The organism is Streptomyces sp. H39-S7, assembly GCF_027158205.1.
GTDB lineage: Bacteria > Actinomycetota > Actinomycetes > Streptomycetales > Streptomycetaceae > Actinacidiphila.
On record NZ_JAPVLU010000008.1, the window covers coordinates 78560 to 92213 of the forward strand.

General features: G+C 70.3%; 11 protein-coding genes. All 11 read right to left on the reverse strand.

Annotated elements, in window-relative coordinates; genetic code table 11:
* The 11 genes from O3X23_RS09725 to O3X23_RS09775 all read right to left on the reverse strand — a co-directional run bounded on the left by O3X23_RS09725 (position 1) and on the right by O3X23_RS09775 (position 13640).
* Positions 1-903 carry a carbohydrate ABC transporter permease gene (locus tag O3X23_RS09725; protein WP_269270853.1) on the reverse strand — a complete coding sequence of 301 codons (903 nt, stop codon included), beginning with the start codon at positions 901-903 and terminating at the stop codon, positions 1-3.
* Positions 900-1805, reverse strand: a complete 906-nt coding sequence (locus O3X23_RS09730) for a carbohydrate ABC transporter permease (RefSeq protein WP_269270854.1) — start codon at positions 1803-1805, stop codon at positions 900-902. Before O3X23_RS09730 ends, O3X23_RS09725 begins: the two co-directional genes overlap by 4 nt.
* Before the next feature lie 108 nt (positions 1806-1913).
* Positions 1914-3635 carry an L-arabinonate dehydratase gene (gene araD, locus O3X23_RS09735; protein WP_269270855.1) on the reverse strand — a complete coding sequence of 574 codons (1722 nt, stop codon included), beginning with the start codon at positions 3633-3635 and terminating at the stop codon, positions 1914-1916.
* Positions 3632-4555 carry a dihydrodipicolinate synthase family protein gene (locus tag O3X23_RS09740; protein ID WP_269270856.1) on the reverse strand — a complete coding sequence of 308 codons (924 nt, stop codon included), beginning with the start codon at positions 4553-4555 and terminating at the stop codon, positions 3632-3634. The genes araD and O3X23_RS09740 overlap by 4 nt, the downstream gene beginning before the upstream one ends.
* Positions 4555-5205, reverse strand: coding sequence for a GntR family transcriptional regulator (locus tag O3X23_RS09745; RefSeq protein WP_269270857.1), 651 nt, complete (start codon positions 5203-5205; stop codon positions 4555-4557). The genes O3X23_RS09740 and O3X23_RS09745 overlap by 1 nt, the downstream gene beginning before the upstream one ends.
* Positions 5206-5446: 241 nt before the next feature.
* Complete coding sequence (locus O3X23_RS09750) at positions 5447-6277, reverse strand: pectate lyase (RefSeq protein WP_269270858.1); 831 nt, start codon at positions 6275-6277, stop codon at positions 5447-5449.
* 254 nt (positions 6278-6531) lie between these two features.
* Positions 6532-9267 (reverse strand): LamG-like jellyroll fold domain-containing protein, encoded by a 2736-nt coding sequence (locus O3X23_RS09755; protein ID WP_269270964.1) that lies wholly within the window; start codon positions 9265-9267, stop codon positions 6532-6534.
* The gene (locus tag O3X23_RS09760; protein WP_269270965.1) at positions 9216-9800 is read right to left on the reverse strand and encodes a LamG-like jellyroll fold domain-containing protein; all 585 of its coding nucleotides are present in this window, start codon (positions 9798-9800) and stop codon (positions 9216-9218) included. The genes O3X23_RS09755 and O3X23_RS09760 overlap by 52 nt, the downstream gene beginning before the upstream one ends.
* Before the next feature lie 176 nt (positions 9801-9976).
* Positions 9977-10987 (reverse strand): galactofuranose ABC transporter, permease protein YjfF, encoded by a 1011-nt coding sequence (yjfF, locus tag O3X23_RS09765; RefSeq protein ID WP_269270859.1) that lies wholly within the window; start codon positions 10985-10987, stop codon positions 9977-9979.
* Positions 10984-12111 carry an ABC transporter permease gene (locus O3X23_RS09770; protein WP_269270860.1) on the reverse strand — a complete coding sequence of 376 codons (1128 nt, stop codon included), beginning with the start codon at positions 12109-12111 and terminating at the stop codon, positions 10984-10986. The genes yjfF and O3X23_RS09770 overlap by 4 nt, the downstream gene beginning before the upstream one ends.
* Complete coding sequence (locus tag O3X23_RS09775) at positions 12111-13640, reverse strand: sugar ABC transporter ATP-binding protein (RefSeq protein WP_269270861.1); 1530 nt, start codon at positions 13638-13640, stop codon at positions 12111-12113. The genes O3X23_RS09770 and O3X23_RS09775 overlap by 1 nt, the downstream gene beginning before the upstream one ends.
* Positions 13641-13654: the final 14 nt, after the last annotated feature.

Below are 13654 nucleotides of genomic sequence, written 5' to 3' on the forward strand. Positions count from 1 at the left end.
TCACCCCTTGACCGCCCCGGCGCTGAAGCCGGTGACCAGCCACTTCTGGATGAACGCGAAGACGATCACGACCGGCACCGCGGCCACGACCCCGCCGGCCGCCAGCGCCCCCAGGTCGACGCTGTCGGCGCCGATCAGGGTGTTGAGGCCGACCGGGATCGTCTGCTTGTCCTGCGAGCTGAGGAACATCAGCGCGAACAGGAAGTGGTTCCAGCTGTGCACGAACGCGAAGGAGCCGACCGCGATCAACCCGGGCCGCAGCATCGGCAGCACGATGGCGCGGAACGCCTGGAGGCGCGAGCAGCCGTCCACCCAGGCGGCCTCCTCCAGCGCCATGGGCACGTTCCTGATGAAGCCGCTGATCAGGATGATGGACAGCGGCAGTTGGAACACCGTCTCCGCGATGACCACGCTCCACAGCGAGTTGATCAGCTGCAGGTTCCTGAAGATCTCGAAGAGCGGGACGAGCATCAGCGCGCCGGGGATGAACTGCGAGCACAGCAGCCCCAGCATGAAGGCGTTCCTGCCCCGGAACGAGAAGCGGGCGAGGGCGTAGCCGCCGCACAGCGCCACCACGGTCGTGGTGATCAGGGTGGCGACGCCGACCAGCATGCTGTTCTGGAAGTACATGCCGAACGAGCGCTCGTTCCAGACCTTCTCGAAGTGCTCGGTCGTGGCGGGCCAGGGCACCAGTGACGTCGACCCCGCCGGGCGCACCGCGAACAGCAGCATCCAGTAGAACGGGACCAGCGTGAACAGCAGGTACAGCCCGAGCGGCAGATAGATCTGCCAGCGCGGCGTGCCGTCGTCCACCGCGCGGCGGCGGCGCCGGGAGGTGCGCGGCGGAGTGGTACCGGCGGGTGGTACCGCTCGGATGTCCTTCTCCGCGAGTGCGGCGGTCATGTGCGGTCGCCTCCGAACTTGCTCAGGCGCAGATAGAGGATCGAGCAGAACAGGAGGATCACGAAGGCGACGGTGGTCAGCGCCGACGCGTAGCCGAAGTCGTGTCCCTCGATCCCGGTGTTGGCGACGTACAGCGGCAGCGTCGTGGTCTGACCGGCGGGTCCCCCGCCGGTGAGGGTGTAGAGCAGGTCGACGTTGTTGAACTCCCACACCCCGCGCAGCAGCGTGGACAGCACGATTGCGTCCCGCAGGTGGGGCAGCGTGATGTGGAAGAGCTGCCGGTACCGGTTCGCGCCGTCGACGGAGGCCGCCTCGTACAGCTCCTTGGGGATGGACTGGAGGTCGGCGAGGATGAGGATCGCGAAGAAGGGCACTCCGCGCCAGAGTTCGGCCAGGACCGCCGCCCAGAACACCGTGCCGGTGTCGGAGAGCACCGAGGTGCCGTAGGTGCCGATGCCGGCGTCCGCGAGGTAGCGGCTGAACCCGGTGGACGGGTTGTACAGCAGCATCCAGATGGTGGTCGTCAGGACACCGGAGACCGCCCAGGGCGAGAAGACCAGCGCGCGGGCGATGCCCCGGCCGATGAAGGTCTGGTTGACCAGCAGCGCCAGCACGAGTCCGAGGGCGAGTTGCAGGCCGACCTCGACGACGACCCACCGGGCGCTGAAGCCCAGGCTCTGCCAGAACAGCGGGTCGTCGGTGAAGATCCTGGTGAAGTTGGAGAACCCGGCGTAGCCGTTCCGCCAGGGCTTGGTGACGTTGTAGTCCTGCAGGCTGTAGTAGAGAACGCTGACCATCGGGTACGCGATGAACCCGAGCATCAGCAGGCCTGCCGGGGCTATCAGCAGATACGGGAGGCGCCGGTCGCGCCGCCGGGATGGTTTCGCCACGGCGATGGCCATGACTGGGACTCCTTTACTACGGGGTAAGCGCTTGCTGAAGGGTGTGCGGCACCCCGGACGCCGAACGCCGGGGGCGGTTGAGGTGCGGAAGGGGACTGCGGCGGGCGCTCAGCCCGCGTAGGGCTCGGGCACTTCGCCGGGCCTGGCCAGGAAACGGAAGTCGCAGCCGGTGTCGGCCTGGGTGATCTGTTCCTGGTAGAGGGCGCCGTAGCCGCGTGAGTAGCGGGGCGGGGGCGGCTGCCACGCGGCGCGCCGGCGCTCCAACTCGGCGTCATCCACTTCGAGGTGCAGCCTCCGGCCCGCCACGTCGAGGGTGATCAGGTCACCGGTGCGGACGAGCGCGAGCGGACCACCGACGTGCGACTCGGGGGCGATGTGCAGGACACAGGCGCCGTAACTCGTGCCGCTCATCCGCGCGTCCGAGATCCGGACCATGTCGCGCACCCCCTGTTTCAGCAGACGGTCGGGGATCGGCAGCATCCCGTACTCGGGCATCCCGGGGCCGCCGAGCGGCCCCGAGCCGCGCAGGACCAGGACGCTGTCGGCCGTGATGCCCAGCTCCGGGTCGTTGATGGTGGCCTGCATCGCCCGGTAGTCGTCGAACACCACGGCCGGGCCGGTGTGCTGGAGCAGGTGCGGTTCGGCGGCGATGTGCTTGATGACGGCACCGTCCGGACACAGGTTGCCGCGCAGTACCGCGAGGCCGCCCTCGGCGGCCAGCGGGTTGCCGCGCGGGCGGATGACGTCCTCGTTGTGGACGAGTACGCCGTGGAGCTGCTCGCGCAGCGTGGTGTGCGCGACCGTCGGGCGGTCCAGGTGCAGGAGGTCCGTCAGCCGCGCGAGGAACCCGGGCAGGCCGCCGGCGAAGTGGAAGTCCTCCATCAGGTACCGGCCGCCCGGACGCAGGTTCGCCAGCACCGGGACCGTGCGGGCGATGCGGTCGAAGTCGTCCAGGGTCAGTTCGACGCCGGAGCGGCCGGCCATCGCGATCAGGTGGATCACCGCATTCGTGGAGCCGCCCAGGGCGAGGACGGTGGCGACCGCGTCCTGGTAGGCGTCAGGGGTCAGGATCCGTGACAGCCGCAGGTCCTGCCACACCAGTTCGACGATGCGCGCCCCCGAGGCGGCGGCCATCCGCTCGTGGGCGGAGTCGACCGCCGGGATCGAGGACGCCCCGGGCATGGTGACCCCCAGCGCCTCGGCGGCGGCGGTCAGCGTCGAGGCGGTGCCCATCGTCATGCAGTGGCCGGGGGAACGCGCGAGCCCGTTCTCCAGCTCGGCCAGCTCGGCGTCGCCGATCAGCCCGGCCCGCTTGTCGTCCCAGTACTTCCACATGTCCGTGCCGGAGCCCAGCACCTCGTTGCGCCAGTGGCCCGGCAGCATGGGCCCGGCCGGCACGAAGACGGCCGGCAGGTCCATGCTGGCCGCGCCCATCAGCAGCGCCGGAGTGGACTTGTCGCAGCCGCCCAGCAGGACGGCGCCGTCCACCGGGTACGACCGCAGCAGTTCCTCGGTCTCCATGGCGAGCAGGTTGCGGTAGAGCATCGGCGTCGGCTTCTGGAAGGTCTCCGAGAGCGTGGACACCGGGAACTCCAGCGGGAAGCCGCCCGCCTGCCACACCCCGCGCTTGACCGCCTGGGCACGTTCGCGCAGGTGGGAGTGGCAGGGGTTGATGTCGGACCAGGTGTTGAGGATCGCGATCACCGGCTTGCCGAGGTGCTCCTCGGGAAGATAGCCGAGCTGCCGCGTACGGGCCCGGTGGCTGAACGAGCGCAGCCCGTCGGTGCCGTACCAGTGGTGGCTGCGCAACTCCTCGGGCGACTTCCTCATAGCGCCCAGCCCTTGATGAGTTCCGCGACCTCGGCGCGCTGGTTGTCGGGCAGTTGGCGGCTCGGCGGCCGCACCTCGCGGCGGCACAGGCCGAGTGCGGCGAGTGCCTCCTTGACGACCGTCACGTTGTTCGCGGACTGCTGTGCGGCACGCAGGTCCTCGAAGGGGCGGATCTGCTCCCAGATCCGCATCGCCTCACGGTGGTCCCCGGTGCGCAACGCCGTCAGCATGCCCAGCGAGACGGACGGAGCGACGTTGACCAGGCCGGAGGTGAAGCCGGTGGCGCCGGACACCCAGTAGGCGGGCGCGTACAGTTCCGCCAGTCCCGCCACCCACACGAACCGGTCGAGGCCGGCGTCGCGTGCGAAGGCCGCGAAGCGGGCGGCGTCCGGCACCGCGTACTTGGCGCCGATCACGTTGGGGCACAGGTCGCCGAGGAGTGCCATGCGGTCGCCGCCGAGGAGCGGGTTGCGGATGTAGGGCACCACGCCCAGTTCGGGGACGGACTCGGCGATGGCCCGGTGGTAGTCGACCCATCCGTCGTGCGAGACGTAGGGGTGCACCGGCTGGTGCACCATCACCATCTGGGCGCCGTGGTCGCGGGCGTGCCGGGCCGCGGCGACGGCGGTGGGCACGTCGTGTCCGACGCCCACCAGGACGACGGCCGGTCGCCCCGCGGTCTCGGCGAGCGTGTCCTCGACGACCGTGAGCCGCTCCTCCGGGGTCAGGGCGTAGAACTCACCGGTGTTCCCGTTGGGCGTCAGCGTGCGGACACCGCCGTCCAGCAGCCTGCGCAGCAGGGAGCGGTACGCGGCGCGGTCGATCGCGCCGTCGGCGTCGAAGGGGGTCACCGGTATCGCGACGACGTCGGCGAGTGCGGCCCGCAGTTCGGCGGGGTGCGTCGGTTCGGGGCGGTCCATCAGGCTCCCGCCTCCTGCTGCTCCGGGTACGCGCGGCGCACGAAGTCGGAGATGTGGGAGTGCAGCAGCCGGGCCGCGCCGTCCGCGTCCCCGGCGAGCGCCGTGCGCAGGATCTCCTGGTGCTCGCGGGCCTCCTGCTCCCAGGAGGGGGAGGCGGCCCAGGCGACGGCCGACACCAGGGCCGCCTGGTCGCGCACCTCGTCGAGCATGCGCGTCAGCAGTGGATTGCCGCAGGGCAGGTACAGCGCCCGGTGGAAGTCACGGTTGGCGAGGCTCCGGTCGGCCCGGTCCTCCGCGCCCTCGGCGCGCACGAGCGCGTCCTGCGCGGCCGCCAGGGACTCCTTCCTGACGATGCTGCGGCGCAGCGCCTCCGGCTCCAGCAGCAGCCGCACGTCATAGATCTCACGCGCCATGGCCGCGTCCACGGCCCGCACCGTGACGCCCTTGTACTGGCTCATCACGACGAGTCCGGTGCCGGCCAGCGTCTTGAGCGCCTCGCGTACCGGAGTCTTCGAGACTCCGAACTGTGCCGCGAGGTCGGCTTCGACAAGTGGCTGTCCCGGTCTCAACTGCCCGGTGAGGATGCCGTGCTTGATCGCCTCCAGCACGAATTGCGTCCGGGAGGGGATCGGGGCGGGAGCAAAGGTCATGTGCGCTCTCAGATCTCACGTATCGCGTCTGATATATGACGTACGAAGTACGACGCGATGAAAGTTAGGGCCGTGCCGAAGGTTCGTCAATGCTTTCGACAGAACTGATCCACCACGGCTCCGGCCCGCTATGGGAGCGCTCCCATAGCGGGCCGGATCAGGGCTGGATCACCGTCGGTCAGGGCCGGCGATCAGCCGGCCTTGCCGGTGCCCGTGCGGACGCCGGCCGCCATGCCGCCTCTCACTTGTAGACGATGTCGGAGGCGGAGTAGAGGCAGTTGACGCCGTCGGGACCGCTGCCGATCTTCGTCGGCTCGCCACTGGTCACGCCCTTGTAGCGGTCACAGGGGCTGATCTTCTTCTGGCTGTCGTTCACGACGGTGATGCCGGAGAGCTTCGCGGTGTCCCCGTAGTTGGAGTTGATGCCGACGATGGACTTGCCGGGCGAGGTGACGGTGACGTTCTGGACGATGACGTGCCGCTCGTACTGCTTCTTGCAGTTGCCGCACGAGCGGTAGAGCTTCCCGAAGTCGTTCACCTGGAAGTTCTTGATGATCATCGTGCCGGGGCCGTTGTGCTGGAAGACCTTGTCCGAGGCCTTGCGGGCACCGCCGCCGTCGATGGTCATCGTCTGCGACGCGGACGTGCCCTTGAAGGTCGCGGCGTCCTCGCCGACGTCCTGCCACCAGACGTTCTTCAGCGTGCAGGTGCCCAGGCAGTGGATGCCGTCGGCCGCGGGGGTGCCGAGGATGACGTTCTGCAGGGTCGCGCCGTTCGCCAGCTCGAAGATCGGGTCCTGGCTCTCACCCTGGTCGTCGGTGCCCAGCGCGCCGCTGCCGATGTACCGGACCATGCCGCCGTCGCGGGTGCCCGTCACCTTGATCGTGCTCGTGACCAGCTTGTCGCTGGACGGTGTCGGCCAACTGGCCGCCGCGGCCGCGATCCCGGGCGCGGTGCCTCCCGCGGATGCGCTGCCCGGGACGGCGACCAGTCCGGTCACCGCCAGGGCGATGGCCGCCAACGGCGCGAGGACGGCGGGGGCGACCCGCCGGGACGATGTACGTGATGTCATGTCGGTCCTCCATGGGGGGATGGTGAAGGATGCGGCTGCTCACCGTCGTTCATGGTTGAAAGTCGAAGTTCACGTCCATGAACGATGGGGCCGGTGATGAAATTAGAGAGCAAGCGCGTACCTGTCAATGACCTGAGCATCCCTGTGTCCAGAGGGAGTTGGCGAGCAAGCGCTTGCCCTCAGCGCCTTCGGGCGCGCGAAGGCGACCGGCCACGCGAAGTGGTCGGCCGCCGCCGCGCGGGACGTGCTTCCGCTCAGCCGATGGTGAGTTGGGTCACCGAGTTGGCCGGGAAGGTGCGGGTGAAGGTGGCTCCCAGGCCGGTCACCGCGGTCGTGACCGGGACGACGTGGTGGGGGTCGGTGATCGTGTTGGTGTCGGAGGGACTGGCGGAGGTCAGGGTGACCGCGGTGCCGGTGGTCGGGACGGCCGCGCCGGCCCCCGTCAGACGAACGGTGATCGCCTGCGCGTTGCCGCCCGGGTTCACGACGGTGACGTAGTACTTCCCGGTGCTGGACGAGCGGCTGACCACGTGGTTGACGGTGCTGGTGCCGGCGTACGAGGCGGACAGGATCTGATCGCCGTGTGCGGCGGCCATCATCTGCTGCACGTAGGCGCTGGGCGAGTTGTAACTGGTCGAGGCGTCGAAGGCGATCAGGTTGGTGTTCCACTGGACGCTGTTGACGTTGGCCAGCAGCGGGGCGTACGCCTCCATCGCCACCACGTCGGAGTTGCGCTGCAGATTGGTGAGCCAGGAGGCGTCACCGATCGCGCCCGCCAGGTTCGGGGTCGGCCGGCCGATCTGGGAGGCCCACTCCCCCTCGAACACCTTCGGGCCGCTGCGCGAATAGGTGTCGTACGCGTGGGAGTTCGCGTTGAACCAGCCGGGCGAACGGTAGTTGTGCAGATCCACCACATCCGGAGTGCGCGCGGAGACGCCCGTCGTGGCGATCAGCTTGAGCGCGGGGTAGGCCGCCCGGATGGCATCGTGGAACTGCGCGTAGCGGCCGTTGCCGCCGTCGTAGCTGCCGGTGGTGTCGAACCAGTCCTCGTTGCCGATCTCGACGTACTTGAGGGGGAACGGCGCGGGGTGCCCGTCGGCGGCGCGCTTCGCCCCCCAGGGGGTCGTGACGGCGCCGGTGACGTACTGGATCTCGTCCAGGGCGTCCTGGACGTACGGTCCGAGCTGGTCCAGCGGGACGACGTCGTGCTGCAGGGAGTACCCGGCGTAGACCCCCAGGAGGGGCTGGGCGCCGAGGTCCTCGCACCACTCGAGGTATTCCAGCAGGCCGAGGCCGTCCGTGGACCAGTAGCCCCAGGGGTCCTGGTGGCCGGGCCGGCTCTCGGTCGCGCCGAGGGTCTTCTTCCAGTCGAAGCGTTCGGCGACCGTGTTGCCCTCGAGGTAGTTGCCGCCCGGCAGCCGGATGAAGGAGGGCTTGAGGGCCTTCATCTTCTCCATCAGATCGACCCGCAGGCCGTTGGGGCGGTTGTTGTAGGTGGGCGGGAAGAGCGAGACGTTGCTCAGCCACAAGGTGGCCCCCGTCGCGCTCTCCGAGGAGAGCACGAAGCGGTTGGTGGAGCTGGTGGGAGCGCCGGCCGCGGTCTTCAGAGTGACGGTGTACTTCTTCCAGCCGCTCGTCAGGGCGGGGATGGTGGCCGTCGCGTACGGCGTGCCCGCGGTGCTCTCCAGGGAGAGCTTGAGCGGACCGGTGAAGCCGGGGGCGGCCTTGGCGTACAGCGACGCGGTGTAGGTGGTGGACGGCTTGACGGGGATGCCCCAGAAGCCGCCGTTGGCGACCCCTGCCCGGTTGCCGGCCGTGGCCTTGGCCAGGGAGACCTTCAGCGAGCGGGTCAGCGCGGTGTTGAGCGGGTTCGCCGTGTCCAGCGCGATGCTCGCCGAGCCGCCGGTGGAGCCGACGGCGGACCACGGGTCCGGGTTGTTGCCGGCCATCAGGGAGCGGTTCTGCAGCAGTTCGCCGTAGAGGCCGCCCTCGCCCGAGTGGTTGATGTCCTCGGTCATCAGGCCGAAGAAGTCACCGGGCAGTGCGTGCGCGGCGGTGCCCGCGTCGACGGAGAGGGTGCCGTTGCCCTGGCCGAGGATCGTCTCCAGCTCGGGCGCGGTGACCGGATGGTCGTGGATCACCACGTCGTCGATGGTGGCGTCGGCGAAGTCGGCCGGGTTGCCGTTGTACTTGCCGCGGCCGACCGCTGTGCCCGCGGACGCCTTCCACGGGGTGGTGTAGGCGACCGTGGACTGCAGGATGCCGTTGACGTACAGCCTCAGCCGGCCGGACGCGTTGTCACTGACGCCGGCGAGGTGGTACCAGGTGCCGGCGACGGGCGCGGCCGTCGCGTCGGCGTGGCGCGCTTCGGCCGATGAGCTGTCGGACGCCAGCCGGGTGAAGGCGAACTTGCCGGTGTCCCCGCGCAGTTGCAGGTAGAAGCCGGAGACGGCGGTCCCGTCCAGGCTCGCGAAGGTCTGGTATCCGGTGAGGGTGTTGAGCTTGACCCAGGCCGAGACCGAGAACGGCTGCGAGGTGTCCGTGGCGGCGGTGGTGGAGGTCGCGGACGAGGCGGCCGTCGCGTTGGACCGCAGCGCGTGGCCGCCGGTCCTGCCGGTGGTCCAGGCTGCCGTCGCGCCCAGGGTGAGGGGGTGGCCGTGGCCGGAGCTGTCCACGGCGGAGGTTCCGCTGCCCGCGTCGAACGCCCACTGCGCGGGCCGGTCCAGTGCGGTCACCGCGGACGCGTCGAGCGCGCCGGTGTGGAACCGCACGTCGTCCACGCCTCCGCTGAGGAAGTCCACCGGATTCCCGGCGTACTTGCCGCGGCCGACCACCGCGTGCCCGGCGGCCTTCCACGGGGTGGTGTAGGGGACGGTCGTCTGCGGCTTGCCGTCGACGTAGAGCGCGAGCGTGCCGGCCGCGGCGTCCTGGACCCCGGTCAGGTGGTACCAGGTCCCGACGGTCGGAGCGTCGGGACCTGGTGGTACCAGGTCCCGACGGTCGGAGCGTCGGCGGCGGCCGCGACGGCCGCCGTCCCGGGGGTGTCGGAGGGCAGCCGGGCGAAGGCGAACGTCCCGGTGTCTCCGCGCAGTCCGAGGTAGAAGCCGCTGACCTGACCGCCGTCGACGCTGACGGCCGTCTGGTAGCCGTCGGTGGTGTTGAGCTTCACCCAGGCGGAGACGCTGAAGGACGCGGAGGTGTCGACGATCGGGGCACCGAGGTCGACGTTGCCGGTGCCGGTGCCGTTCGTCGCGACGCTGCCGGCTCCCACCTGCCCGGCCGCGTGCGTGGCTCCGGCCGCGAGGGTGCCGGGGTGGGCGCCGCCGGAGTCGTCGGCCGCGGTACTGCCGGTGGCCTCGTCCAGGGCCCAGTGCCCGGCGAGGGTGGCGGCCGCCGACGCGGGGGTGGCCGCGAGGGGGACGAAGGCGACGGTGAGCAGCGCCGCGCTCGTGGCGAGGGCGGCAGTGGTACGCAGCCGTCGCCGGTGCTGACGGCGTGGTCGAAGGGACCTGGCGAATTGCATGGGTCTCCCTTGAAAGGTGGGGAAGGGTGGATTCCATGGCGCGAGGGGGGTACGGGTGGTCCGGTGCCCGACGGGGTGGCGGGCGGTCGTTCGCCCCCGTGCCGCACGGCCGCGCGGTCAGGAGCGCGGCCGTGCGGCTGCTGGTCGTCCGGTCGGTCAGGCGTGCTGACGCGAGGTCAGGCCCGCCGGCGGGACGTCATCAGGCGCTGCAGCAGGACGAAGGCGAACAGCAGCGTGCCGACCGCGATCTTCGTCCACCAGGAGCTGAGCGTGCCTTCGAAGGTGATGATGGTCTTGATGACCCCGAGGACGAGGACGCCCAGCAGGGTGCCCAGGACATAGCCGGAGCCGCCGGACAGGATCGTCCCGCCGATCACGACGGCGGCGATCGCGTCGAGTTCCGTGCCGACGAGGTGCAGGCTGTAGCCGGACAGTGTGTAGAGCGTGAACAGCACTCCGCCCAGCGCCGAGCACAGGCCGCTGACCGTGTAGGCGCGGATCACGGTCCGGCCGACCGGGACACCCATCAGCAGTGCCGACTGCGCGTTGCCGCCGACCGCGTACACCGCGCGGCCGAAGCCCGTGTAGTGCAGCGTCAGGAACGCGATGGCGACGGCGGCGAGCGCGATCACCACCGACCAGGAGATGAACACACCGCCGGGGAAGGTGACATGGGACTGCGCCAGGGTGGTGAAGACCGGGTCGTCGATCGGGATCGAGTTGGTGCTGATCAGGTAGCACAGGCCGCGGGCGAAGAACATCCCGGCGAGGGTCGCGATGAAGGGCTGGACCTCGAAGTGGTGGATGGCGTAGCCCATGGCGCCACCGATCAGGGCGCCGACCGCCAGGACCAGCGGGATGACCAGGGCCGGCGGCCATCCGTGCTGCTGGACGAGGGTGGCGCACAGCATCGTGGAGAGCGCGGCGACGGCTCCGACGGAGAGGTCGATGCCGCCGGTGAGGATCACGAACGTCATCCCGACCGCGATGACCAGCAGGAACGCGTTGTCCACGAAGAGGTTGGCGATGGTCTGCCCGGCCAGGAAGTCCAGGTAGCGGTAGTTGCCCGCTTCCAGGGTCAGCGCGAACAGGACTGCGGTGGCCATGACCGGGACGTAGTCGCGGTGCTGGGCCAGGAAGGTGCGCACGCCGCGGCCGGCGGCTGCGCGGGGCTGGGTCGCGCTCATAGGGCGGTCGCCTCCTTCGGGCTCTGGGCGTCGTTGGCCGGTGCGTGGTCCCGGGGGGCGCCGGGGCGTTGCGCGGTGGCGTCCGCACGTGCGCCGCCGGCGGTGCCCGGTCGGCGGGGCGCCTTGCGCGACAGCACTTTGGCGCGGAACGCCGGGGACTGCAGGAGGCAGACCGCCATCACGACCAGCGCCTTGAACACCAGCGTCGTCTCGGGCGGCACTCCGACGGTGTAGACCGTGGTGGAGAGCGTCTGGATGACGAGGGCGCCGATGGCGGTGCCGCCGAGGTGGAAGCGGCCTCCGGTGAGTGACGTGCCGCCGATGACGACGGCGAGAATCGCGTCGAGTTCGATCCACAGGCCGGCGTTGTTCCCGTCGGCGGCGGCCACGTTGGAGCTGATCATCAGTCCGGCGCCCGCCGCGCACAGCGCGCAGAACGCGTAGACCGCGATGGTCAGGCCCCGGGCCCGGATGCCGACGAGCCGGCTGGCCTCCTTGTTGCCGCCGACCGACTCGAGCAGCAGCCCCAGTGCGGTGCGCCGCACGACCAGGCCGGTCAGCACGAGCACCGCCGCGGCGATCAGTACCGAGAGCGGGAGGCCGAGTTCGTAGCCGCCGCCGATCAGGTGGTAGGGCTCGCTGTTGACCGTGATGATCCGGCCGCTGGTGATCATCTGTGCGACGCCGCGCCCCGCGACCATCAGGATCAGGGTGGCGATGATCGGCTGCATGCCGATCCCGGCGACCAGCACACCGTTCCACACGCCCAGGGCGATGCAGACGCCCAGCGCGATCAGGACCGCGACGACGACTCCGCCGGCGCTGTGCTGGTCGGCGAGGTCACTGATGTTCAGGCAGGCGACGGCGCCGGAGATGGCGACGACCGCGCCGACCGACAGGTCGATCCCGCCGATGGCGATGACCAGGGTCATGCCGAGGGCTACCAGCAGCAGCGGGGAGCCGAGCCGCAGGATGTCGATCAGGCTGCCGAAGAGGTGGCCGTCGCGGATCTGGATCGAGAAGAAGTCGGGGGTGTAGACGACGTTGGTGACCAGCAGGGCGGCGAGCAGCGCGAGCGGCCAGAACAGCCGGTGGGCGGCCAGCCTGGTGACGAGGGGCGGCATCAGTGGGTCCCTCCGGTCGCGATGGTCTCCATCAGCCGGTCCAAGGTGAGTTCTTCGGTGTTGGCAAGCGTCGCCACGAGCTCGCGGTCGCGCAGCACCGCGACAGTGTCGGACAGGCTCAGCACCTCTTCGAGTTCGGCGGAGACATAGACCACCGCCATGCCGTCCGCGGCGAGCGAGGCCACCAGCCGCTGGATCTCGGCCTTGGCCCCGATGTCGATGCCGCGGGTCGGCTCGTCCAGGATCAGCAGTTTCGGTTCGGTGATCAGCCAGCGGGCGAGCAGCACCTTCTGCTGGTTGCCGCCGCTCAGGTTCCGGACGACCGCCTCGGGGTCGGCGGGGTGGATGTGCAGGGCGGAGATCCAGTGCGCGACCAGCTCCTCCGTCCGGCGGGCGGGCAGCGCCCTGACCCAGCCGCGGGCGGCCTGCAGGGCGAGGACGATGTTCTCCCGGACCGTCAGATCGGGGATGATCCCCTCGCTCCTGCGGTTCTCCGAACAGAAGGCGATACCGCGCCGGACGGCGGCGCGGGGGCTGCGCAGGGTCACGGACCGCCCGTCGACCGTGAGACTGCCGGAGTCGGCGCGGTCGGCGCCGGCCAGCAGCCGGGCGGTCTCCGAGCGACCCGCGCCGAGCAGCCCGGCCAGGCCCAGCACCTCCCCCGGGCGCACGGCGAGGTCGAACGGCGCGATGGCGCCCTTGCGCCCCAGGGCGTGCGCCTCGGCGAACGGGGTTCCGGCCGGACGCTCCCGGTCGCCCCGTCCCCGCTCGGTGAGCTCACCGAGCTCCTGTCCGAGCATCGCCGACACCAGCTCGATCTGCGGCAGTTGCGCGGTGCGGTACTCACCGACGAGACGGCCGTCGCGGAGCACGGTGATCCGGTCGGACACGTCGTAGACCTGGTCCAGGAAGTGCGTCACGAACAGGATCGCCACGCCCTCACCGCGCAGCCGGCGGATCACCTTGAACAGCTGCGTCACCTCCTCGCGGTCCAGGCTGGAGGTGGGCTCGTCGAGGATCAGCACCTTCGCCCGGATGTCCACGGCGCGGGCGATGGCGACCATCTGCTGCAGGGCGAGCGGAAGGGTGTCCAGCGGCGCGCGGACGTCGATCTGCAGATCGAGACCGGCCAGCAGGTCACGGGCGCGGCGGCGCAGTTCGGACCAGGCGATGCGGCCGAGCCTGCGGGGCTCGCGGCCGAGGAAGATGTTCTCCGCGACCGACAGGTTGGGGCAGAGGTTGACCTCCTGGTACACGGTGCTGACACCGGCCTGCTGCGCCTGCAGCGGGCCGGCGAAACGGACCGGGCGGCCGTCGAGCGTGACCGTCCCGGCCTCCGCCTCGTGCACCCCGGTCAGCACTTTGATCAGGGTGGACTTCCCGGCGCCGTTCTCGCCCATCAGGGCGTGCACCTCGCCGGGGTACAGCTCGAGACCGACGTCGGAGAGCGCCCGGACGCCGGCGAACTCCTTGGTGATGCCGGTCATCCGGAGGACGGGTTGAGCGGGGCTGGGCTGCGGCGTCGACATGGGAGCTCCTCTCC